Below are 21,984 nucleotides of genomic sequence, written 5' to 3' on the forward strand. Positions count from 1 at the left end.
ACGAGATCCATCCATTCCGAAACGGGCCAGGGCCGGCCCGTCACAGAACTGTCATACTCCGGATCGCGCACCAGCAGAAGCGGTGGCCGGATCATCCACCGCTTTCTGCCCTTTCGACGATCTCTTTTCAGATCAATGACTTATAGGGATCGCTTGAACAGATGGGCGATTTCCCCGACGACGCCGCGGCGGAAGGTGAGCACGCAGGCGACGAAGATCACGCCCTGGATCACCGTCACCCACTGGCCGAACCCGGACAGATATTGCTGCATGCCGACGATCACGAACGCGCCGACGACGGGGCCGAACACGGTGCCGAGCCCACCGACCAGGGTCATGAGCACGATCTGGCCGGACATCCCGACCTCGACGTCGGTCAGCGAGGCATTCTGGGCGACGAACACCTTCAGCGCACCGGCGAGGCCCGCCAGCGTCCCCGACAGGATGAAGGCGAGCAGCTTGTAATGGTCGGTCTTGTAGCCCAGCGAGATCGCGCGCTGCTCGTTCTCACGGATCGATTTCAGCACCTCGCCGAACGGCGAGTTGATGGTGCGGAAGATCAGCAGGAAGCCGGCGAGGAAGCCGACCAGCACGACGTAATAGAGCACCGTCGGCTTGGACAGGTCGAGGATGCCGAACATCCGGCCCTGCGGAATGCCCTGGATGCCGTCCTCGCCATGGGTGAACGGCGCCTGCAGATAGATGAAGTACAGGAGCTGCGACAGCGCCAGGGTGATCATCGCGAAATAGATGCCCTGGCGTCGGATCGAGATGTAGCCGGTGATCACCGACAGGACGAACGATCCGGCGACGCCCGTCAGGATGCCGAGCTCGGGCGGCAGCCCCCACACCTTCAGCGCGTGGGCACTGCAATAGCCGGCCGTTCCCAGGAACATCGCATGGCCGAACGACAGCAGGCCGCCATAGCCGATCAGGAGGTTGAAGGCGCAGGCCAGCAGCGCGAAGCACAGCGCCTGCATGACGAAGAACGGGTAGAGCCCGGTCCACGGCACGATCGCCAGCAGCGCTGTCATGATGACGAACACGATCATCTCATCGCGCATCGCGCGCGGGGTGATCGGCAGGGTTGCGTCGGTGATGGATGTCATGTCAGGCCGCCCGTCCGGTCAGACCCGTCGGCTTCACCAGCAGCACCAGGACCATCAGAACGAAGACCACGGTGTTGGAAGCCTCGGGATAGAAATATTTGGTCAGTCCCTCGATCACGCCGAGCAGGAAGCCGGTGATGATCGAGCCCATGATCGAACCCATGCCGCCGATCACGACCACCGCGAACACCACGATGATGATGTGCTCGCCCATCAGCGGCCGCACCTGGTTGATCGGCGCCGACAACACGCCGGCCAGCGCCGCGAGCCCGACGCCGAGGCCGTAGGTCAGCGTGATCATGCGCGGCACGTTGATGCCGAACGCCCGCACCAAGGTCGGATTCTCGGTGGCGGCGCGCAGGTAGGCGCCGAGCCGGGTCCGCTCGATCAGGAACCAGGTCGCTAGACAGACGACCAGGGAGAATATGACGACCCAGCCGCGATAGACCGGCAGATACATGAAGCCGAGGTTCATGCCGCCGCGGAGCTGATCCGGGATCGCATAAGGCAGGCCGGACGAGCCGAAGAAGTTCTGGAACACGCCCTGGATGATCAGCGCCAATCCGAACGTCAGCAGCAGTCCGTAGAGATGGTCGAGCCCGGCAATCCATTGCAGCATGGTGCGCTCGAGGACCATGCCGAAGATGCCGACGATGATCGGCGCCAGGAGCAGCGCCCACCAATAATTGATGCCGCCGAGGTTCAGCAGAAAATAGGCGCAGAACGCGCCCATCATGTAGAGCGCGCCATGGGCGAAATTGATGATGTTGAGCATGCCGAAGATGACGGCAAGCCCGAGACTGAGCAGCGCGTAGAACGAGCCGTTGATCAGTCCGACCAGGAGCTGTGCGTAGAGGGCCTGCATCGTCTTGTTTCTGTTTTCTCTCGGCGTTTCCCAGAAGATGGCGGCCCCGGCGACGTTCAGCCGCCGGAGCCACAGCGGTTCATTTCTTCAACAAGGCGCACGCGCTCTTGTCGAGCGGCGTGAAGGCCTGGTCGCCCGGTACCGAGCCGACCAGCTTGTAGAGATCCCACGGGCCCTTGGACTCCGAGGGCTTCTTGACCTCGAACAGATAGGCGGTGTGGATGGTGCGGCCGTTCGGCTGGATCTCGCCCTTGCCGAACAGCGCATCGTCGGTCGGGATCGACTTCATCTTGTCGACGATCTTGACGCCGTCATGCGGGTTCTCGCCGAGCGCCTCCAGCGCCTTGAAGTAATGCATCAAGCCGGCATAGACGCCCGCCTGCACCATGGTCGGCGGCGCGCCGTTCTTCATGCGCTTGGCGAAGCGCTCGGAGAAGACGCGGGTCTGGTCGTTCATGTCCCAGTAGAAGGTCTCGGTGAAGTTGAGGCCCTGCGCGATGTCGAGCCCGATCGACTTGACGTCGGTCAGGAACAACAGCAGCGCGGCAAGCTTCTGGCCGCCCTTATTGATGCCGAACTCAGCCGCCTGCTTGATCGTATTGGTGGTATCGCCGCCGGCATTGGCGAGGCCGATGACCTTGGCGTTCGACGACTGCGCCTGCAGCAGGAAGGAGGAGAAGTCGGAGGTGTTGAGCGGATGCTTGACGCCGCCGATCACCTTGCCGCCATTGGCGGTCACGACCGCCGTGGTGTCGCGCTCCAGCGCGGCGCCGAAGGCGTAGTCTGCCGTCAGGAAGAACCAGGTCGAGCCGCCCGCCTTGACCAGCGCCTGGCCGGTGGTGTGCGCGAGCATGTAGGTGTCGTAGGTCCAGTGCACCGTGTTGGGCGAGCACTGCGCGTTGGTGAGATCCGAGGTCGCAGCGCCCGAATTGATGTAGACGCCGTTCTTTTCCTTGACGACGTTGTTCACCGCCAGCGCCACGCCCGAGTTCGGCACGTCGACGATGACGTCGACCTTGTCGACGTCGAACCACTGGCGCGCGATCGAGGTGCCAATATCCGGCTTGTTCTGGTGATCGCCGGAGATGACGTCGATCTTCCAGCCCTTCGCGGTGAGGCCGGAATCCTCGATCGCCATCTGCGCTGCGAGTGTCGAGCCGGGACCGCCGAGATCGGCATAAAGACCCGACTGATCGGACAGCGCGCCGATCTTGACGGTCTTGTCGCCGGCCGAAGCGACGCTGCCAGCGGCGAGAGTGAGTGCCGTTCCCAGCAGCAGCGACGCGATGAATTTGCTCTTCATTTCCAACTTCCAGAACTTTCCAAGAAAACTGCCAAGAGAACTGCCAAGAGATTCTACCAAGAAAACCGCGAGAAAACCGCGGAAGGAACTGCCAGGTCAGCGCCGCTGGCGCTGGTCAGACGCCGAGATAAGTATGCAGCTTGTCCATGTTGGCCGACAGATCGGCATTGGCGAAGCCGTCGATGACCTTGCCGTGCTCGACGACGTAGTAGCGATCAGCGACCGTCGAGGCGAAACGGAAGTTCTGCTCGACGAGGAGAATCGTGAAGCCTTCCTTCTTCAGCCGCGCGATGGTGTGGCCGATCTGCTGGATGATGACGGGCGCGAGACCCTCGGTCGGCTCGTCCAGCATCAGGAAGCTGGCACCGGTGCGCAGGATGCGCGCGATCGCCAGCATCTGCTGCTCGCCGCCGGAAAGCTTGGTGCCCTGGCTCTTCAGCCGCTCCTTCAGATTCGGAAACAGCTCGAAGATCTGGTCGAGCGTCAGGCCGCCCGGCCGCACAACCGGCGGCAGCAGCAGGTTCTCGCGGACATCGAGGCTCGCGAAGATGCCGCGCTCCTCCGGGCACAGCGCGATGCCGAGCCGCGCGATCTTGTCGGAGGTCATGCGGATCAGCTGCTGGCCGTTGAACTGAACCGAGCCGGTGCGCTTGCCGATGATCCCCATGATCGATTTCAGGGTCGTGGTCTTGCCGGCGCCGTTGCGCCCGAGCAGGGTGACGACCTCGCCGGCATTCACGTTGAAGTTCATGCCGTGGAGAATGTGGGACTCGCCGTACCAGCTCTCGAGGTTGTTGACGTCGAGAATGGTGCTGGTCGCAGCCGCCTGCCCTGGCTTCGTGGCCGTCATCACCTCAGGCATGTCCGGCTCCCAGATAGGCTTCCTTGACGCGCTCATCCTTGGAGAGCTCAGAATACGGCCCTTCCGTCAGCACCTGCCCGCGCGTCAGCACGGTGATGGTGTCGGAGAGGTTGGCGACGACGCTGAGATTATGCTCGACCATCAGGATCGTGTATTTGGCGGAGATGCGCTTGATCAGCGCGGCGATCTTGTCGATGTCCTCGTGGCCCATGCCGGCCATCGGCTCGTCCAGCAGCATCATCTCCGGATCGAGCGCCAGCGTGGTCGCGATCTCCAGCGCGCGCTTGCGCCCATAGGGCATTTCGACTGCCGGAATATTGGCGAACTCGCTGAGGCCGACGTCGTCGAGCAGCTCGAGCGCCCGGCTGTTGAAGCGGTTCAGAACGCTCTTGGAGCGCCAGAAGTCGAACGACGAGCCATGCTGCCGCTGCAGGGCGACGCGGACGTTCTCCAGCGCCGTCATATGCGGAAACACCGCCGAGATCTGGAACGAGCGGACCAGGCCGAGCCGTGCCACGTCGGCCGGCGCCGTCGCCGTAATATCCTGACCCTTATAGAGAATCTTGCCGGCCGACGGCGTCAGGAACTTCGTCAGCAGGTTGAAGCACGTGGTCTTGCCGGCCCCGTTCGGGCCGATCAGCGCGTGAATGGTGCCCCGGCGGATCTTGAGCGAAACATCGCGAACGGCAAAAAATCCCGCGAATTCCTTCGTCAATCCGTGGGTCTCGAGAATGAACTCGTCAGCCAAAGATTCCCCCCAAGCCGGCGCCGTCAGCGCCTGGCCCTCGCTTCTTCCTGTACGGCGGCTCTGCCGGACGGCTGGACGATTCCTCGTCGCCACCCGCGACCGCTTCGCGCCGGAATATGCCGTCAATCGAGGGAGTTAGGCAAGGCGGAAAGCTGGGCAACGACGTCGCAAGGCGGCCGGCGGACCTTGCGTTGAAATCGGCCGGTATTTCCCGCTGACATAGAAAATCATACCACCGGCATTTTCCTGCACGCGCGCGGCGATCGCGGCTCCAACTACGTCGCAGCCTTCACGTCCTTTGCGTAGAGATCCGGCTTGAAACCCACCACGCGGCGGCCGCCGAGATCGAGCACCGGGCGTTTGATCATCGAAGGCTGCGCCAGCATGAGCGCGATCGCCTTGCTCTCGGTGAGTCCGTTCTTGTCGGCGTCGGGCAACTTCTTGAAGGTCGTCCCGGCGCGATTGAGCAGCACCTCCCAGCCGAGCTCGTCGCTCCATGCCTTGAGTTTAGCCTTGTCGATTCCGGCGGTCTTGTAGTCGTGGAATTCGTAAGCGACGCCGTGATCGTCGAGCCAGGCGCGCGCCTTCTTCATCGTGTCGCAGTTCTTGATTCCGTAGATCGTGATGCTCATGCCACGCGTCCTCAAACAATCGTGTCCGACCGCGGCGGATGTCCCGCGTTGCGACAATCGACCGTGCATTTTGCAGCGGGATTCACCCGCTTTTGATGCAGCGACGCCGCGCGTTCCCCGGTCGGAATTCACTCCGACCTTTGCCACGAAACTGTCGGCTGAGCATTACATTTTCTTCGCATCCCCGGCGTATCTGGCCCACGAACAGGAGACCGCGAATGGGCAAGATCATGGTCCGTTGTCCGCAGACCGGCCGCAGCATCGAGACAGGGATGGAAATGGACGCCGCGCGCTTTCAGCGCATGCCCGTGTTCTTCTCGCGCGCATACTGCCCGCACTGCCGCATCTACCATGAATGGTTCGCCGCCCATGCCTGGGTCGAGGAGACGCGCGAGCGCATCGCGCTGGCGTGACCGCACAAAATAACGGATGCCACGCGCAACGCATCTCCACACGCCGTCAGGACAGCAGCGCGGCGATATCCTCCTCCGTCAGCGCCTTGCCGACATTGCCCTCGCGATCGAACAGTGAATCGGCCAGCGCCTGCTTGCGCTCACCGATCTTCTCCTCGATCGTCCCGGCGGTGACCAGCCGATGGACGAAGACCGTCTTGTCCTGGCCGATGCGGTGGGCTCGATCGTTCGCCTGCGCCTCCACTGCGGATTCCACCAGGGGTCGTAGATGATGACGGTGTCGGCCGCCTTCAGGTTCAGCCCGACGCCGCCGGCCTTGAGGCTGGTCAGGAATGCCGGGCTGTCGCCCTTCTGGAACGCCGTGATCGCACGCTTGCGATCGCGCATATCGCCTGTCAGCCCCCGTCCATCGGATCGCTCTTCAGCGGCTTGTCGGAATCCCCCGGCATCAGGCAGGGATAGAGTTCGCCGAACGTGAATTCCGCCCCGCCGTCGGCGCGATCGAACCGCAGCACGACATCGAAGCGTTTGCCGGACCAGTGGGTCGGTAACTGGCTTTCATTGCTCACCGGCAGCCGCGGCAGGATGTCGGAGATGATCGCCTTGTGCTCCCACGCCACCAGGACGGTGCCGGACAGCGGTAGCAGGGCTTCGACCAGCGCCGCCTCCTGCCCCTTCGCAAAGGACGTGTTCGGCTTGTCGAGGCCGACGCGCGCAGCCAAATCGAGCACCGTCTCATAGGGCCGGCGGCTCGGGTCGGAGCCGTCCTCGGCGCTGTCGGGATCGGCGGCATAGACCGCCTGCGGTGTCGGGTAATCCGTGCCGCCCAGTCCGCTGCCGAACAGCGCCGTCCAGGCCCCTGCCCGCTCCCAGCCGAAGATCACCAGCGACTTCGAGTCCGGCTGGCCCTCGTGGGTCAGGCCCGGGCCTGTCGCGTCGCCGTCGGGCTTCTCGGCATGGCGGATGATCAGCAGCGTCAGCGCGTTCATCGGCAAACCTCTCAGGTGGCATCATACATCCATCACACGCATTTGCTACTTGAGATTGCAATCGCGAGACCGCATCATGGCGCTTTTCCAACCAGGATTCATTTCAGATGAGCATGGGATTGCGACAGACCCGCCGGACATTCCTGGCGACGGCCGCGATGGCGGCAGCCTCCACCGTCATCTTGCCGAGGCCGAGCCGCGCCGCCGCGAAATATCGCCGCTACAGCGTCACCAGTGCGGAAGGCCAGAAGATGCTGGCGAGCTACGCCAAAGGCGTCGCCGCCATGCTCCAGCTCCCCGCAAACCATCCGCAGAACTGGTTCCGCAACGCGTTCATCCACCTGATGGACTGCCCGCACGGCAATTGGTGGTTCTATGTCTGGCATCGCGGCTATCTCGGCTATTTCGAGCAATCGATCCGCGCCCTCAGTGGCGACGACAATTTCGCGCTGCCCTATTGGGACTGGACCGAGCTGCCGGAGATTCCCGCCGGCATGTTCGACGCCGTACTGACACCGACCGACCGGGCGTATCAGCCGTTCACCGGGAATCTCGCGGTCTTCACCTCGTTCATCAAGCCGGCGCTGACGGATTACTGGAACAGCCTGTCGAAAGATCAGCGCGGCCAGCTCGAGATCCGCGGCTACAAGTCGATCGACGATCTCTGGAACGACGTCACCGGCTTCTCGCCGTCCGCCAATGCCGGCATCTCCGGCAATGAGGCCTTCGCGACCACCTGCGCCTCACGCTATCTGTCACGCGACAATCCGAAGCTCGACGCCAAGACCACCTACGACGTCTCGCCCTTCGTGATCATGGCGGGCCTGCTGCCGACTGACTTCTACAACCCCGACAACTATCTGAGCTTCAGCAGCTCGAAGACCGCCTCGCACAACACCCAGCCGAATGGCGCGACCAAGTTCTCGACCCTGGAAGGCCTGCCGCACAACAAGGTCCACAACTACATCGGCGGCGTCGGCCCGCTCGATCCCGGCCCCTACGGCAACATGACCAACTTCCTGTCGCCGGTCGATCCGATCTTCTTCCTGCACCATTCGAACATGGACCGGCTCTGGGATGTCTGGACGCGCAAGCAGCAGCGGCTCAAGCTGCCCTATCTGCCGCAGGGCGCCGACCTGAAGACGTTCTCCGACGAGCCCTTCCTGTTCTATGCCGACGGCAAGGGCGGCTATGTCGGCCCCAGCAAGGCCGGCGACTACATCTCGACCGACCGCTTCGACTACGACTATGCGCCAGGCTTCGGCGAGGACATCGTCAATCCGCCCGCGGTCGCCGCGGCGCCGCAGGCCAAGCCGCAGCAGGGCTCGGTCAAGGCCAATGTGGGCACGGTGAGGATCCCTGGCGATGCGCTCGAAGCGCATCTGGCGGCAGCGCGGCCGCAGCCGCTGATGGCGCAGATCACGCTGCCTCGCCCGAGCGGCTATTCGACCGTGCGCGAATTCGACGTCCTGGTCAACGCGCCCGCCAACGTCAGCAAGGTCACGGCTGACAGCCCGTATTATGCAGGCACCATCGCCTTTTTCGGATCGATGATGCCGGGCATGGCCATGACCACGGATGCGAGTTTCGCGGTGCCGCTGCCGACGAGGCAGGAGGCCTTCTCCGCCCTGCGGGCCGCGCCCAACCAGCCGCTGAGCATCCGCGTCGTGCCCTCGGGCGGCGTCGGCACCGCGCCGACACTGAAGGCGCTCTCGGTCGGACCGCTGCGCCGATGAACGGCAGGCGCGCCGCGCTGCGGAGCTGCGCCGTGCTGCTCTGTGCCGTGCTGCGGCCGGCCTCGTCCTTGGCCGCGGAGCCGTTCAGAGCCGTCGATCTGGTCGTGCCGCGGCCATTGGATGCGAGCGAGGCTGCCCTCGTTGAGATCAGCCTGGGCGCACTGGGGCGAGGCCAGGAGGTGACGGTGACGACGGCGTCCGGGATGCCGCTCGGGACCATCTCGCCATTCGGCCTTCGCACTGGTGCGGAGGCCGGCACCTACGCGCTTCCGGTGCCGAAGGAGGCGATCAAGAGTGGACGCCTGTCGATCCGTCTCAGCATCAGCCAACCCGGCGGCAGCCGCGCGCCGACGCCGCAGGAGGTTCGCGGCATCACGCTCAAGCTTGCTCCCCGGCCATGATCCGTCGTCTGCGCCGCAAGCGCGCCGGACTCAGACCGTCCCGCTCCGCGCACGTTCTGCGCGCTGCTCGAACGGGCTCGCCATGCTGGGCTGTCCGATCCAGACGCGGTTGAGCAGCCGCGTGAACGGCGGACACGTCGTCCCCTCGATGCGCGCCATCGCCTCCTGATAGGGGCCGACGGTACGCAATCTCTCCGGCAGCATCGCATAGGCGCGCGGCAGAAACCGCCTGGCGCGCGCCGCGCTGCGGCGTTCGCGCTCGCCATAGGGCAGCGCGAACGCAAGCCGCAGCCGCTCCGGCAGCATCTCGGCCGTCAACGCCGTGAACCAGCGCGGCGGTCCGATAAGGGTCGCCTCGCCGGAGAAGATACGCTGCGCGATCTCGCGCGCCGCCGGGCCGACCGTGAGCGTCTCCGACGCCATCATCTCGGCCGTATAGGCCTTGAACGACGCCCAGTCCGGCGGCATGGCCTCGTGTGGAATTCCGAACAGGCCCGCGAACCGCGTCGCCTCGCGCCAATATTGCTCGCGCTCGGCATCGTCGAGCGGCCGGCACAGCAGGCCGTAGGACATCATCGCAGTCTCGACCAGGGTGGCATGGACCCAGCGCAGCGCGTCGACGTCATTGGCGCGATAGCGCGAGCCGGCCGTAAACGGTCCGACCGTCTCCGGCATCACGCCGTCGACCGCGGCGTGCCGCCGGTACAGCCGCCGCGCCACCGCGACCGCCTGCGCGCGCGTACCGAACACCATGGTGTAGACGATGCTGAAGGTGCGGTGGAAACGGCCGAGCGGGTCGGCGAACACCTTGGACTGCTCGGCAATGCCCGCCGCCACCCAGGGATGGGCGAGTTGCAAAAGCAGCGCGCGGCCAGCGCCGAGAAACAGCGCGGCCTCGCGATGCACGCGCCACATCACGCTGTCGGACGGCAGCACGGCATCGCCCGGCGTGGACAGCACCTCGGCCAAGCACCGTTCGAAATCGGCATCGCTGACGATCACGGCCGCTGCGGGATCTCCAGCCCGCGCTGTACCGCCGGTCGCGCCAGCCCGCGTTCGAGCCAGGCCGGCACGTGCTTCAGCTCATCAAAGGCGACGATGTCGCGCGCGCCGTAGAACCCGATCAGGTTGCGCACCCAGCCGAGCGTCGCGATGTCGGCAATCGTGTAGTCGGCGTCCATGATCCACTGCCGGCCATCGAGCCGCGCCTCGAGCACGCCGAGCAGCCGCCTGCTCTCCGCGACATAGCGCTGCAACGGCCGCTTGTCCTCGTACTCGCGGCCGGCGAATTTGTGGAAGAAGCCGAGCTGCCCGAACATGGGACCGATGCCGCCCATCTGGAAATGCACCCACTGGATCGTCTGCCAGCGCCGCGCCGGATCGTTCGGCAGGAATTTTCCGGTCTTCTCGGCAAGGTACTGCAGGATCGCGCCGGATTCGAACAGGCCGAGCGGCTGGCCGCCGGGACCGTCGGGATCGATGATCGCGGGAATCTTGCCGTTCGGATTGAGCGAGAGGAATTCAGGGGTCTTCTGGTCGTCCTTGCCGAAATCGATCGTGTGCGGCTCGTAGGCCAGGCCGGTCTCCTCCAGCATGATCGAGACCTTCACCCCGTTCGGGGTCGGCAGTGAATAGAGCTGGATGCGGTCGGGATGCTGCGCCGGCCAGCGCGTGGTGATCGGAAAGCTGGAGAGATCGGACATCGTGGCTCTTGCTCGCTTTGTCGCTGAGGCCTCAATCTAAGCCCGTGAGCCGCCGCTGCAAGGTTCGATGCGGAACCGCATGCGGCCGACGGTCTTATGTTGCTGCATCGTGCAGAAAGCCAGCATGCCGAGCCCGACCTACCAGTTGATCATGCAGGCGATGATCACGCGCCAGCAGGTGCTGTGCATGTATGGCGGCTTCGCCCGCGCGATCTGTCCGATCATCCTCGGCCACACCGTCGGCCGCGAGCGCGTGCTCGCGTTCCAGTTCGCGGGCGGCGCGAGCAGCGGCCTGCCGCCGGGCGGCCAATGGAAGTGCTTCGATGTCGCTGACATCAGCGAGGTCGAGCTGCGCCAGGGGCGCTGGCATTCCGGGGGCAGCCATCGCCAGCCGCAACACTGCGTCGCCGACGTCGACCTCGACGTCAATCCGGACAGCCCCTACGACCCGAAACGACCGATTACGCCGCAGCGCGGTGAGCTTCGGCGGAAGCGCTGACGCTACTGCGGCTCGCGCAGGCGCACGCGCAGCAGCGCCGGCAGTTTCGAGGTGGCATCATGCTGCGCGAGCTTCGCCGCGACCCTGCGCATCAGCGACGACGCGCCCTGCCTGGCAAACAGCTTCATGCCGCGATAGCTGAAATCCACCACCACCTCGTGATGGCGCATGCCCTTGCCGCCCTTGACCAGGCCAAGGTCGCGCACCAGGCAATAATGCCCGTCGCTCATACGTGCCAATCGGGTGTTCTCGAACATGCAGCGAAGCAATGCACCGAGTCGCAAATCCGTCAAGATTGACAGGAACGACTCATGAACCGAGCACGTCTGCGACCGGCCGCCGCGGCGCGAACGGCAGCGTAGGACCATAGCCGAAACGCAACACGAGATCCGGCCGCCGTGTCGTTCCGATCACGCGCGCCAGTTCGGGACGCAGCGCAGCCACCTCTACCGGCTGGTTGATGAAGGCGAGCTTGAGGCCTAGGCGCGTCGCTTCGAGCGCAAAGCGCTGGCACGCCTGCCCGACCCTGATCCAGTGCGAGGGATCGGCGTTCTCGGCTGCGAACACGGCAAGACCGGCAGATGAGCCGATCTGGCGCGCATATTTGTCGTTCTCTGCCGCCGCATCGAAGAGGTGGTCGAACGCAATGCCGCCGAGCGCGGTCGGCAACGACGGATTGCCGCTCGCGGGTGCAAACAGGCCGTCACCCGTTGCCATCGCGCTGCGCGGATTGAAGCGCAGCCAGGACTTCAGCTCGCGCATGAACGCGACGTCGCGCATCTGGGCGTCGTTGCCGGCGACGACGAGGTCGCGGATGGCCGCAATCACAGTACGATCCGTAATGAGTATGAGATCGACGCCTCGCGTGGCTGCTGCCACCTGCAACGCCGCAAGATCGCCTGACGGCACGGCGCGTCCGTCGTAGTCGGCACGTGTCGACTGTCTGCGGACGATCGCAGGCAATAGCGGATCGTCATGCGGCTCGGCGTTCATAAAGCTGTAGCGCACCGTCTGCCCGTCGATGGCAACCTCGCCTCTTCGGCCGCTTGCAGCCGCCGCGATCGCGAGATTGGCGGCCGCGCAGCCCAGGCTGACGAACAGATGATGGTCGTCCGGATCGACCACCGGCGTGCGGCGTGACGGATCGGGCATGATCTCGATCGCATCCTGCGTCACGCGAAAGCGCCATGGCTGCGTGTTGTGACTGTTGGCTGCGAGTGTCGCGTAACGGATGACATCGGTGATCTCGGGCGACAGCGGTGCGCGCAACCGGGCGATATAGTCGTCATACGCGCGCATCGTGCCGGTCGCGGCGCGCCAGGTGCCGGCGCCGAGCGCGGCCACCGCAAGCGCGCTGCCGCCTCCTATCAGGACCTGCCGTCGGTTCATGACTCTGCGCCCGCAATTCTCGCCGCGACCTCGATATCCTCACGATAAGCATGTTCCGCATCGGCGCGTTGTTGCAGATCAAGGCCGCGGCAGCCGGCAAGAACATCGACTCCATGCTGTTGACAGCACCAACAAAGCGGCGTATGTCCCGCGGCCTCGCGAGCGACTGCGCCCGCGACAAACATGAGCGAGACGATGTCCTTCGGCTACGAACACTTCATCCGCACGTCCAACGGCGTCATGCCGGTGGATGGCGCACGCCATGCTCGGGGGAGCGATCTTGCTTGAGGCAAGATCGACAGTCCGCATCACACGGACCCTCCCGAGCCAGCCGCTCCGGAGGGTTTTTTGTTGCCCTCAGGCGAACCGGCTGCACGGCGAAACCAACGGAAGTCCCGGCTGTCAGCCGGAACGGGAGACCCGGATCCCGGGGCTCGCGCAGGTAATGCGCGCGGCCCGAGCGCGCGGGGCCTGTCGGAGGGAACGAGGCGGCAACGCCGGACACCGATGACAGAGCGAGCTTCAAGGAGCTCGCAACATGCGGCGCCGAAGAGCGCCGCAGACAAGCTATTTGAATTCCCGGCCGCTTGCGGCCGGGAGCTGCTGGTGGTGAAGGTGTCGGCTCCTTCGTGCCATTGGTGATGCGGGTTCGAATCCCGCCTATGGCGTCACGTACCGTGGAGGCGGCCATGCGAGGGCCGTCGTGTCGCGGGTTGCGGTTGTTCTTCTTTCGGATGACCTGCGTTGGCGTCATTGATCGCCGAGACCGCCTGTTCCCCAGCATGCCATCAACGCCACTCGGTGACCGCCGGGCGGCCAAGGCGGTGGTGAAGATGTCTGTTACTTCGTTGAAACCGAGCGCCCCATTGGGGCAGCGACAGCATCGCTTATTCCCCGCCGAACGTATCCACGAGCCGTGGTGAAGACGACTGTTACTTCGCCTTGCACGCCAGAGGTCGCGGGTTCGACTCCCGCCCGGTGTCCTGCCGGTAGCTCAGAGGTCAGAGCGCTGTCCGGTCTCTCAGCGACCGGGTCTCAGTCGTCGCCTGTTCCCGGCTCGTGGTCCATCTCAACCGGTGACCCTCATCGAACAGGCGGTCACGTCGTTACGGCGCAGCTACCTGCTGCGCCGCCTTCTTCCACGCGCCGTGGTGAAGAGTGCTGATACTTCGATTGCGGATCGAGAGGTCGTGGGTTCGACTCCCATCCGGCGTTCCATGCGCCGGTAGCTCAGCGGCAGAGCACTATCCGCTCCATGCCAGTGGAGCGGAACTCAGCATTCGCCCGTTCCCGGCGCGCGGTCCCCTGCCGCGCATGGTCTCCGAGACGAGATCATGCGTGACGGCCGGTGCTCCGGCCATTCCATCCATCATCAACCCAGAGAGGAGGCCATCATGGTCAGGCTCAACAAGTTCCTGCGCGCCTTCACCCATGAGGGTGCGCCGTCCCGGCAGCTCGCGCCCGAGCAGGCGCTGCAGCGCACGCTGATGAGCTGCCTGCTGTGGGAGGACCAGTTCTACGAGGACGGGATCGCGATCGCCGCGCGCATCAAGGCGCTGGTGCCGCTGGTCGAGCCGCGCGAGGTGGCTCAGCTCGCGGTCCGTGCACGCGAGGAGATGAAGCTGCGGCATGCGCCGCTGCTCGTCGCCCGCGAGATGGCGCGGCTGCCCACGCACCGTGCGCTGGTCGCCGAGACGCTGTCGCGCATCATCCAGCGGCCGGACGAGATGACCGAGCTGCTGGCGATCTACTGGGCGGATTCTCTGGGTCCGCAGCAGCAGCGCAAGCGGCAGCCGGTCTCGGCGCAGGTCAAGAAGGGGCTGGCGAAGGCGTTCGCCAAGTTCGACGCCTATCAGCTCGCGAAGTATGACCGCGAGGGACCGGTGCGGCTTCGCGACGTGCTGTTCCTGGTGCACGCTCGGCCCAGGGACGCCGCGCAGGAGGCGGTGTGGAAGCAGCTCGCCGATGGCGGGCTGCCGTCACCCGACACCTGGGAGGTCGCGCTCTCGGCCGGTGCGGACAAGCGCGCGAGCTTCGAGCGGCTGCTCTCGGAGAAGCGGCTCGGAGCGCTGGCGTTGCTGCGCAACCTGCGCCTGATGCAACAGGCCGGGGTGTCGCGGTCGATTATCGCGGCCGCGATCGAGACGATGCGGACGGACAGGATCCTGCCGTATCGGTTCATCACGGCGGCCCGGCACGCGCCGGACTTCGAGCCCGAGCTCGAGGCCGCGATGCTCCGGTCGATCAAGGGCTACGCGCGGCTTCCGGGCCGCACGCGGCTGCTGATCGACGTCTCCGGCTCGATGTTCGCATCGCTGTCGGCGAAGTCGGAGATGACGCGCGCGGACGCGGCGTGCGGGCTGGCGATCCTGGCCCGCGAGGTCTGCGACGAGGTGGAGATCTTCACGTTCAGCGACAAGGTCGTGAAGGTGCCGCCGCGGCGTGGCTTTGCGCTGCGCGACGCGATCCTCGGATCGCAGCCGCATTCCGGGACCTATCTCGGGCGTGCGGTGGGCGAGGTCGACCGCAAGGGAGACCGCCTGATCGTCTTCACCGACGAGCAGAGTCACGATGCGGTGCCGGCGCCCAAGGCGCGCGGGACCATGGTCAACGTGGCGTCGTACCAGCACGGGGTCGGCTACGGACCCTGGACGCGGGTCGACGGCTTCTCCGAGGCCGTGATCGCCTGGATCGCGGCGCATGAGGAGACTCTGCGCGGCGCGACCCTGCACTGACGACAACGGACCCGGACGCGTCACGGACGCGCCCGGGTCTTCCGTTAACCAGGCACATTCGGCGCCGACGTGCGCTGCTTGCTTCAAGGCGTCTGCTTCAGCAGCGGCGCCACGGTTTCGATCTCGTCGGTCATGACGCCGCCGGTAAAGTTCTTGGGCAACCTGGCGATGTCGTCCGGTGTGTCCAGCCCGGCCGAGAACGCCTCACCACTATAGGAGCCGACGACGAAGACGCTGCTTTCGGCGCGCGTCATGCGCGCGAGGAATCGGTCCGGCCAGCCCCACAGCCACGGCGCGACATTGATCGGGACCAGCACCATCATGTTGTGGCACGCGGACGGCACCAGGCCGGTCCAGCCATAGCCGAGATAGCGGACCAGGCAGCTCTTCAGCATGCCGCGCGACATGACCTTGAGATCCGGCAGAGACGCCCTGAGCGTCGCGATCGGCGCGTCGCCGCCATAGACCGTCAGTCGCGCCCGTCGCGCGCCAGGCAAGCGCGCCAGAGCATCCGCCAGCAGTCGGCCTTCCGCCGGATCATTGCTCTTGACGTTGATCAGGAAAGCCTTGTCCGGAAAGGCTGCGAGCACCTCGTCCAGCGACGGCATCAGGCCGACGCCCTTGCCGCGGAATGGAAAGGTGCGGCCGCCATCGGCAGTGTAGCCATAACCGATGTCGAGCTGCCGCAACGCCGTCATCGCATGCTCGCGCGTGACGCCCTTGCCATCGGTGCGACAGTCGAGCGTCCAGTCATGGAACACCGCGAACTGGCCATCGGTGGTTGGGTGCACGTCGAATTCCACGATATCGGCGCCGGCCAGAAAGCTGGCGCGCATCGAGGCGATGGTGTTCTCGAGATACTCATGCGTCGGCGGCAGCATCCGCGCCGCGGTGCAGGTTTCGCTCGTCAGGCCGGTGCGATCGAACTGCTGGGACACACCTCGATGAGCCAGGAGATGCAGCCGCCCAGCCTCCTTTGTCACCTGCAGATTGGCGTTGTTGAAGAACATGAAGCCGGCGCAGATCAGCACCAGCAGCCCGGCGATTTTCAGGACTCTGCTCATGCGATGTCAATTTCATGATGATTCGAGCCGAATTGCGTCCCTGCCCTCGTTACCCGAAAGAGTTATCCTGCGGAGATGGCGCACCTTTTGTCCAGCGCTCCCAGAGCCGATGCGAAAGCGAATGCGAGAAGGGCCACCGCCAAACTTTGGCTTCGAAGCACTGGATCGCTGTTTCTTCATCCGGTATCTGACCTCATGTTTCTGTCCATCGCCACCACCCATCAGCCTGCCACCGATCTCGGCTACCTGCTCAACAAGCATCCGGAGCGGCTGCACGAGCTCGAGCTCACCTATGGCAAGGCGCTGATCTTCTATCCCGAGGCCAGCGAGAGCCGCTGCGAGGCGGCGCTGGTGCTCGACGTCGACCCGATCGGCCTCGTCCGCGGCAAAGGCCAGAGCGACGGGCTGCTCGACCAATATGTCAACGACAGGCCCTATGCCGCGTCGTCGTTCCTGTCGGTCGCGCTGAACAAGGCGTTCCGGACCGCGATGAACGGCGTCAGCAGCGCGCGCCAGGAGCTCGCCGACAGCGCCATTGCACTCGAAGCGGTTGTGACACCCCTGCCCCTGCGCGGCGGCGAAGCCGTGCTGCGGCATTTGTTCGAGCCGCTCGGCTGGCAGGTCGATCTCACCGCGATCCCGGGACCGCAAGGCGATCCGTCGAGCCGCTACGTCCGGCTCACCTTGCGCGGCACCGCGCGGCTCAGCGCGCTCCTCAATCATCTCTACGTGCTGATCCCCGTCATGGACGACGCCAAGCATTATTGGGTCGGCGACGAGGAGATCGACAAGCTGCTCAAACGCGGCGAAGGCTGGCTCGACGCCCATCCCGCCAAGGAGCTGATCGTGCGCCGCTATCTGCGCCACCGCGGCGTGCTCGCGCGCGCGGCGTTGGCCCGGCTCGCGCCGGAGACGCAGGACGAGGCCATCGAGCCCGATGCGCGCAGCGAGTCAGAAGAGACGCTGGAGGCGCCGACCCGCCTCAACGACCTGCGCATGGCCGCCGTGGTCGAGGCGTTGCGGGCGAGCGGCGCCAAAATTGTCGCCGACCTCGGCTGCGGCGAAGGCAGGCTGCTGCAACTTCTGGTCCGCGAGCGCTGGGTCGACAGGCTGATCGGGCTCGATCCCGCCGCCCGCGAACTGGAGCGCGCGGCCAAGCGGCTGAAGCTGGGCGCGCCCGGCGCGCCGCCCGAGGGTCGCGTCTTGCTGTTGCACGGTTCGCTCACCTATCGCGATGCGCGCTGGGCCGAGGCCGATGCGGCGGCACTGGTCGAGGTGATCGAGCACCTCGATCCCGACCGGCTGCCGATGCTCGAGCACGTGGTGTTCGGCGCAGCGCGGCCACGGGCGGTGATCGTGACCACGCCGAACGCCGAATACAACGCACTGTTTCCGAGCCTGCCCGCCGGGCAGTTCCGCCACCGCGACCATCGCTTCGAATGGTCGCGCGCCGAGTTTGCCGACTGGGCGCAGCGGATCTGCGCAACCTTCAACTATCAGGCCGCCTTCTCCGGCATCGGCCATCACGACGAGAGCCATGGCGCGCCGACGCAAATGGCCGTCTTCACCCGCTGAGCAATTCCATGAATATCGACATCCCCGATTTCGCGCTGATCGTGCTGATCGGCTCGACCGGCTCCGGCAAGTCGACCTTTGCTGCGAAGCATTTCCTGCCGACCGAGGTGATCTCCTCGGATCATTGCCGCGCGCTCGTCGCCGACGACGAGACCGACCAGGGCGTCTCCGCCGACGCGTTCGACATCGTCCGCGAAATTGCCGGCAAGCGGCTGAAGCACCGCCGGCTCGCGGTGATCGACGCCACCAATGTGCGCCCCGCCGACCGCAAGGGCTGGGTCGAGCTGGCGCGAAAATGGCATGCGCTGCCGGTCGCGATCGTGTTCGATCCCGGCATCGACGTCTGCATCGACAGAAACAAGTCGCGGCCTGAGCGCAGCTTCGGCGGCCCGGTCGTGCAGCGCATGGTCTCGGAGGTCCGCCGTGGCTTCGGTGGCCTGCAGCGCGAAGGCTTTCGTCAGGTGTGGAAGCTCGACAGCGTCGCGCGCATCGAGGCCGCCACCATCGCGCGGCAGCCGCTGTGGACGGACAAGCGGCACGATCGAGGGCCGTTCGACATCATCGGTGACGTCCATGGCTGCGCTGATGAGTTGCAGGCGCTGCTGGCGAAGCTCGGCTATCAGGTCAGATGGCGCGATGACGACGGCCGGCGCGCCGTCAGCGTCACGCCGCCCGCAGGCCGCAAGCTCGTGTTCGTCGGCGATCTCGTCGACCGCGGCCCGCAATCGCCGGACGTGCTGCGCATCGTCATGGGCATGGTCTCGGCAGGCACTGCCTATGCCGTGCAGGGCAACCATGACCGCAAGTTCGGACGCTGGCTCGCCGGCCGCAAGGTCACGATCGCGCACGGCCTGCAGGCCACGATCGACCAGCTCACCGGCGAGGATCGAAGCTTCCGCGACAGCCTGCCCGGCTTCCTCGACAGCCTGCGCAGCCATGTCTGGCTCGATGGCGGCCGGCTCGCGGTGGCGCATGCCGGGCTGAAGGAGGAGATGATCGGCCGCGGCTCCGGCGCGGTGCGCGAGTTCGCGCTGTATGGCGAAACCACCGGCGAGATCGACGAGTTCGGCCTTCCTGTGCGCGCGGACTGGGCCGCGAACTATCGCGGACCCACCACCGTGGTCTACGGTCACACGCCCGTGCTCAATGCCGAATGGGTCAACAACACGCTGTGCATCGACACCGGTTGCGTGTTCGGCGGCCGGCTGACGGCGCTGCGCTGGCCGGAGCGTGAGCTCGTCGAGGTCGAGGCTGAGCGCGTCTGGTGCGAGCCGGTGCGTCCGCTCGCGCCTCGCGCCGGCAGCGCCTCCGCGCAGGCCGAGGCGGATCAGCTGCTCGATATCGATGACGTGAGCGGGCGCCGATGGATCGACACCAGGCTGCGCGGCCGCATGGTCGTAGCCGAGGAGAACGCGGCCGCTGCGCTGGAGGTGATGAGCCGTTTCGCGCTCGCGCCGCAGTGGCTGGTCTATCTGCCACCGACCATGTCGCCATCGGAGACCAGCGCGCGCGACGGCTGGCTGGAGCGCCCTGAGGAAGCGTTCGCGCATTTCCGCGCCCGCGGCGTCGAGCAGGTGGTGTGCGAGGAGAAGCACATGGGCTCGCGCGCCGTCATCGCGCTGTGCAGGAGCGCCGATATCGCCAGGGCCCGCTTCGGCGTCGCGGGCGGCGAGAGCGGCGCGATCTGGACCCGCACCGGCCGCGCGTTCTTCAACGACCCCACAATGAGCGAGTCGCTGCTGGCACGGCTGCGCGATGCTGTCGACAGCGCCGGCCTGTGGCAGGAGCTGCAAACCGACTGGCTGCTGATCGATGCGGAGATCATGCCGTGGTCGGCGAAGGCCGGCAGCCTGATCGAGAGTCAGTATGCGCCGGTCGCGGCGTCATCGGTCGCAGGGCTCGAAGCGGCGGCAGACGCGTTGGCGCGCGGCGCCGCGCGCGGTCTTGATGTCGTGGCACTCGGCGATCGCCTCCGCGATCGGGTGACGCGGGCGCGGCGATATGGCGAGGCATGGGCACCCTATGTCTGGCCGGTTCGCGGTATCGACGATCTCAAGGTCGCGCCTTTTCACCTGCTCGCCAGCGAGGGCCAGGTCTGGTTCGATCAGGACCATGTCTGGCACATGACGCTCGCCGATCGGCTGGCCGCCGCGTCAGCATCTGTGGTCACCCGCACGCAGTGGCGCACCGTGGCTCTGGCTGACGAAACGGCCATCGCCGACGCCATCGCATGGTGGGAGCAACTCACGGCCGGCGGCGGCGAAGGCATGGTGGTGAAGCCCAAGAACTTCGTCGCGCGCGGACCGAAGGGGCTGATCCAGCCGGCGCTGAAAGTACGCGGCCCAGAATATTTGCGCATCATCTACGGCCCGGAATATGATGCGCCGGAGCACATCATCAGGCTGCGCCAGCGCAAGCTCGACGGCAAGCGCAACCTCGCTTTGCGCGAGTTCGCGCTCGGCCATGAGGCGCTGACCCGCTTCGTCGCCCGCGAGCCGCTGCGCCGCGTGCACGAATGCGTGTTCGGCGTATTGGCGCTGGAGAGCGAGCCGATCGATCCGCGGCTGTGAGCCGCTCAAGAACCAACAAAGCCGATCTTCTGCGATGTACAAACCGGTCTTGCGTGATTGGATATGGGCTGACGGACGCGGACCAGAGCTGCGACGAGGGCACTTTTTTGGCCATGAATCGAACTTGATCGCCCTCGATTATCTGAACCCGGACTGGGCTTCCGAAGACGATATGCGACACTTGATTCTTCACAAGGCTCAAGTGCACCAAGTCACGCCAGAGGAAGTCCATGACTATTCCCGCGAAATAGTCAGTTGGGGGCCCGCGATCGATCAAGCCGCCGTGGTGGACCTGGGAAAGTCGGACTGGCTGCTGAGCTTCGCCCAGCGGCATCTGGCCCGCTGCCGACATTTTCGCATCATGTTCTATGACGAATATGTCGACGTCATCTGCGAGAGTATCACAGCCGCCCATGGTGCCTACGCTCCGGGTTGCGGCACCCAGTGACGGGCGCTCTCAAGCCAAAACGTGACTTTGAGCAACCGAACTGCGGAAGGAAGCCATGGGGTCGTTCATCACCAACCTGCACATTCGTGACGCCGCACCTCACGCGGTCATCGAGGCGCTCAAGTCTCTCGGCGTCGTTCCGGCCTATGTGCGTGGCTCGCCCGCCGATGCCTGGATCAGCATTTTCCCCCAAGCCGCGTTTCAAGATGAAGCGGGCCTGCGCGATGAACTCACCCTGGTCCGCACTGTCCATGCCAGCCAGCTTCGAGTTCCCCATCCAGCGACGCACCAGACCAGTCCCACGCGGCCATGGACTCCCCCTTCGGCTTGATCCTGCGCAACGAACGGACGCACGACACACGCTACCCCGCCACCGTGCCTACACCACTCCCAAGGAGGCTTGAATGAGGACGTCCGTGCAACTCGCCATCGTCATCGCCGCCACCGCGGCCGTGGCCGCGACCTGAGGGCAGCGCACCGCGGGCGGGAAAAGGCGCGCGGCGAAACACTCGTTTCACCAGCCCTTGCAATGCGATCGCGGTTCGCACGCCGGGTCCACGAAAATTTCGCTTTCGTTTTTCCGAATTCTGTGAAATACTCCGCCCGTCCCGCCTCGCCATGAGGGGCGCTTCGCGATCGTCACGAACGTGGAGGCGGGATGCGATGGGCGCAGCTCTGCCGCAGCATGGCCTTGCCGTGCGGACGAACGGCAGGATGCGCCGGCGAAATCGTGTGGTCCCGGCCTCCCGATGCCGAGGTCAAGCCGGCTGAGATGATGATCGGCCGGCGACGGGGGCAACAAAGCCCGGTCCCCGAGGAGAGCACGTATAAGCCGTCCAACCGTTGCGCAGGGAAGGCCGGGAGGTGGATTCAATTGGTCGTCGCAACACTCGATGAGGAGGTTGCGATGGGCATTCGAAAGAAACGGTCAACGCGGGGCAAG

The 21,984-nt window shown here is 65.4% G+C and carries 21 protein-coding genes, 1 tRNA gene and 1 pseudogene; 10 read left to right on the forward strand and 13 right to left on the reverse strand.

Annotation, left to right across the window (positions count from 1 at the left end; genetic code table 11):
• Nucleotides 1-140: 140 nt before the first annotated feature.
• The 6 genes from QX048_RS27070 to QX048_RS27095 form a co-directional block, all read right to left on the reverse strand.
• Nucleotides 141-1,109, reverse strand: a complete 969-nt coding sequence (locus tag QX048_RS27070) for a branched-chain amino acid ABC transporter permease (RefSeq protein WP_315712495.1) — start codon at nt 1,107-1,109, stop codon at nt 141-143.
• Between the two features lies 1 nt (nt 1,110).
• Entirely contained in the window at nt 1,111-1,974 is an 864-nt protein-coding gene (locus QX048_RS27075; protein ID WP_315712496.1) for a branched-chain amino acid ABC transporter permease, read from the reverse strand.
• Nucleotides 1,975-2,053: 79 nt separating this feature from the next.
• Nucleotides 2,054-3,277: an ABC transporter substrate-binding protein gene (locus tag QX048_RS27080; RefSeq protein ID WP_315712497.1), complete on the reverse strand. Its 1,224-nt coding sequence runs from the start codon at nt 3,275-3,277 to the stop codon at nt 2,054-2,056.
• A gap of 115 nt (nt 3,278-3,392) precedes the next feature.
• On the reverse strand, nt 3,393-4,139 hold the full coding sequence (locus QX048_RS27085; RefSeq protein ID WP_315712498.1) for an ABC transporter ATP-binding protein: 747 nt from the start codon (nt 4,137-4,139) through the stop codon (nt 3,393-3,395).
• Complete coding sequence (locus QX048_RS27090; RefSeq protein WP_315712499.1) at nt 4,132-4,887, reverse strand: ABC transporter ATP-binding protein; 756 nt, start codon at nt 4,885-4,887, stop codon at nt 4,132-4,134. Before QX048_RS27090 ends, QX048_RS27085 begins: the two co-directional genes overlap by 8 nt.
• 275 nt (nt 4,888-5,162) lie before the next feature.
• Nucleotides 5,163-5,519, reverse strand: coding sequence for an ArsC family reductase (locus QX048_RS27095; RefSeq protein ID WP_315826764.1), 357 nt, complete (start codon nt 5,517-5,519; stop codon nt 5,163-5,165).
• Nucleotides 5,520-5,737: 218 nt separating this feature from the next.
• On the opposite strand from QX048_RS27095, the gene QX048_RS27100 reads away from it, so the two are divergent.
• Nucleotides 5,738-5,932, forward strand: a complete 195-nt coding sequence (locus tag QX048_RS27100) for a hypothetical protein (RefSeq protein ID WP_315712501.1) — start codon at nt 5,738-5,740, stop codon at nt 5,930-5,932.
• Between the two features lie 46 nt (nt 5,933-5,978).
• Here the strand turns inward: QX048_RS27100 and QX048_RS27105 are convergent.
• Together QX048_RS27105 and QX048_RS27110 are read right to left on the reverse strand one after the other, a co-directional pair.
• A pseudogene (locus QX048_RS27105) lies at nt 5,979-6,331 on the reverse strand (helicase-related protein); the annotation flags it as partial.
• Nucleotides 6,328-6,921 (reverse strand): histidine phosphatase family protein, encoded by a 594-nt coding sequence (locus QX048_RS27110; protein ID WP_315712502.1) that lies wholly within the window; start codon nt 6,919-6,921, stop codon nt 6,328-6,330. The pseudogene QX048_RS27105 and the gene QX048_RS27110, both read right to left, overlap by 4 nt.
• Before the next feature lie 107 nt (nt 6,922-7,028).
• Between QX048_RS27110 and QX048_RS27115 the strand changes: the two genes are divergently transcribed.
• Together QX048_RS27115 and QX048_RS27120 are read left to right on the forward strand one after the other, a co-directional pair.
• A complete protein-coding gene (locus QX048_RS27115; RefSeq protein ID WP_315826763.1) occupies nt 7,029-8,657 on the forward strand; it encodes a tyrosinase family protein in 1,629 nt (542 codons plus the stop codon).
• Entirely contained in the window at nt 8,654-9,058 is a 405-nt protein-coding gene (locus QX048_RS27120; RefSeq protein WP_316159441.1) for a hypothetical protein, read from the forward strand. The genes QX048_RS27115 and QX048_RS27120 overlap by 4 nt, the downstream gene beginning before the upstream one ends.
• A 30-nt stretch (nt 9,059-9,088) precedes the next feature.
• Here QX048_RS27120 and QX048_RS27125 read toward each other — a convergent pair whose 3' ends face one another.
• A complete protein-coding gene (locus QX048_RS27125; protein ID WP_315826761.1) occupies nt 9,089-10,060 on the reverse strand; it encodes an oxygenase MpaB family protein in 972 nt (323 codons plus the stop codon).
• A complete protein-coding gene (locus QX048_RS27130) occupies nt 10,057-10,761 on the reverse strand; it encodes a glutathione S-transferase family protein (protein WP_315749889.1) in 705 nt (234 codons plus the stop codon). Before QX048_RS27130 ends, QX048_RS27125 begins: the two co-directional genes overlap by 4 nt.
• Before the next feature lie 124 nt (nt 10,762-10,885).
• Between QX048_RS27130 and QX048_RS27135 the strand changes: the two genes are divergently transcribed.
• Complete coding sequence (locus QX048_RS27135; RefSeq protein ID WP_316200748.1) at nt 10,886-11,260, forward strand: hypothetical protein; 375 nt, start codon at nt 10,886-10,888, stop codon at nt 11,258-11,260.
• A 2-nt stretch (nt 11,261-11,262) separates the two neighbouring features.
• On the opposite strand, the gene QX048_RS27140 is transcribed toward QX048_RS27135, so the two are convergent.
• Both QX048_RS27140 and QX048_RS27145 read right to left on the reverse strand, forming a co-directional pair.
• On the reverse strand, nt 11,263-11,490 hold the full coding sequence (locus tag QX048_RS27140) for a hypothetical protein (protein ID WP_315712510.1): 228 nt from the start codon (nt 11,488-11,490) through the stop codon (nt 11,263-11,265).
• Nucleotides 11,491-11,569: 79 nt separating this feature from the next.
• Nucleotides 11,570-12,649, reverse strand: coding sequence for an Acg family FMN-binding oxidoreductase (locus tag QX048_RS27145; RefSeq protein WP_315749886.1), 1,080 nt, complete (start codon nt 12,647-12,649; stop codon nt 11,570-11,572).
• Between the two features lie 1,143 nt (nt 12,650-13,792).
• Here QX048_RS27145 and QX048_RS27150 point away from each other — a divergent pair.
• Both QX048_RS27150 and QX048_RS27155 read left to right on the forward strand, forming a co-directional pair.
• Nucleotides 13,793-13,867 (forward strand) — tRNA-OTHER (locus QX048_RS27150).
• 176 nt (nt 13,868-14,043) lie between these two features.
• Entirely contained in the window at nt 14,044-15,384 is a 1,341-nt protein-coding gene (locus QX048_RS27155) for a TROVE domain-containing protein (RefSeq protein WP_315826759.1), read from the forward strand.
• A gap of 83 nt (nt 15,385-15,467) precedes the next feature.
• Here QX048_RS27155 and QX048_RS27160 read toward each other — a convergent pair whose 3' ends face one another.
• On the reverse strand, nt 15,468-16,448 hold the full coding sequence (locus QX048_RS27160; protein WP_315826758.1) for a glycerophosphodiester phosphodiesterase family protein: 981 nt from the start codon (nt 16,446-16,448) through the stop codon (nt 15,468-15,470).
• 195 nt (nt 16,449-16,643) lie between these two features.
• Here QX048_RS27160 and QX048_RS27165 point away from each other — a divergent pair, with 195 nt between their 5' ends.
• From QX048_RS27165 to QX048_RS27180, 4 genes are all read left to right on the forward strand, one after another.
• Nucleotides 16,644-18,023 (forward strand): 3' terminal RNA ribose 2'-O-methyltransferase Hen1, encoded by a 1,380-nt coding sequence (locus tag QX048_RS27165; RefSeq protein ID WP_315826757.1) that lies wholly within the window; start codon nt 16,644-16,646, stop codon nt 18,021-18,023.
• An 8-nt stretch (nt 18,024-18,031) separates the two neighbouring features.
• Entirely contained in the window at nt 18,032-20,593 is a 2,562-nt protein-coding gene (locus QX048_RS27170; RefSeq protein ID WP_315826756.1) for a polynucleotide kinase-phosphatase, read from the forward strand.
• 124 nt (nt 20,594-20,717) lie between these two features.
• Nucleotides 20,718-21,041, forward strand: coding sequence for a hypothetical protein (locus tag QX048_RS27175; protein WP_315826755.1), 324 nt, complete (start codon nt 20,718-20,720; stop codon nt 21,039-21,041).
• Nucleotides 21,042-21,096: 55 nt separating this feature from the next.
• Nucleotides 21,097-21,372 carry a hypothetical protein gene (locus QX048_RS27180; RefSeq protein WP_315826754.1) on the forward strand — a complete coding sequence of 92 codons (276 nt, stop codon included), beginning with the start codon at nt 21,097-21,099 and terminating at the stop codon, nt 21,370-21,372.
• Nucleotides 21,373-21,984 lie beyond the last annotated feature (612 nt).

The organism is Bradyrhizobium sp. SZCCHNS30572, from assembly GCF_032484415.1.
Taxonomy (GTDB): Bacteria; Pseudomonadota; Alphaproteobacteria; order Rhizobiales; family Xanthobacteraceae; genus Bradyrhizobium.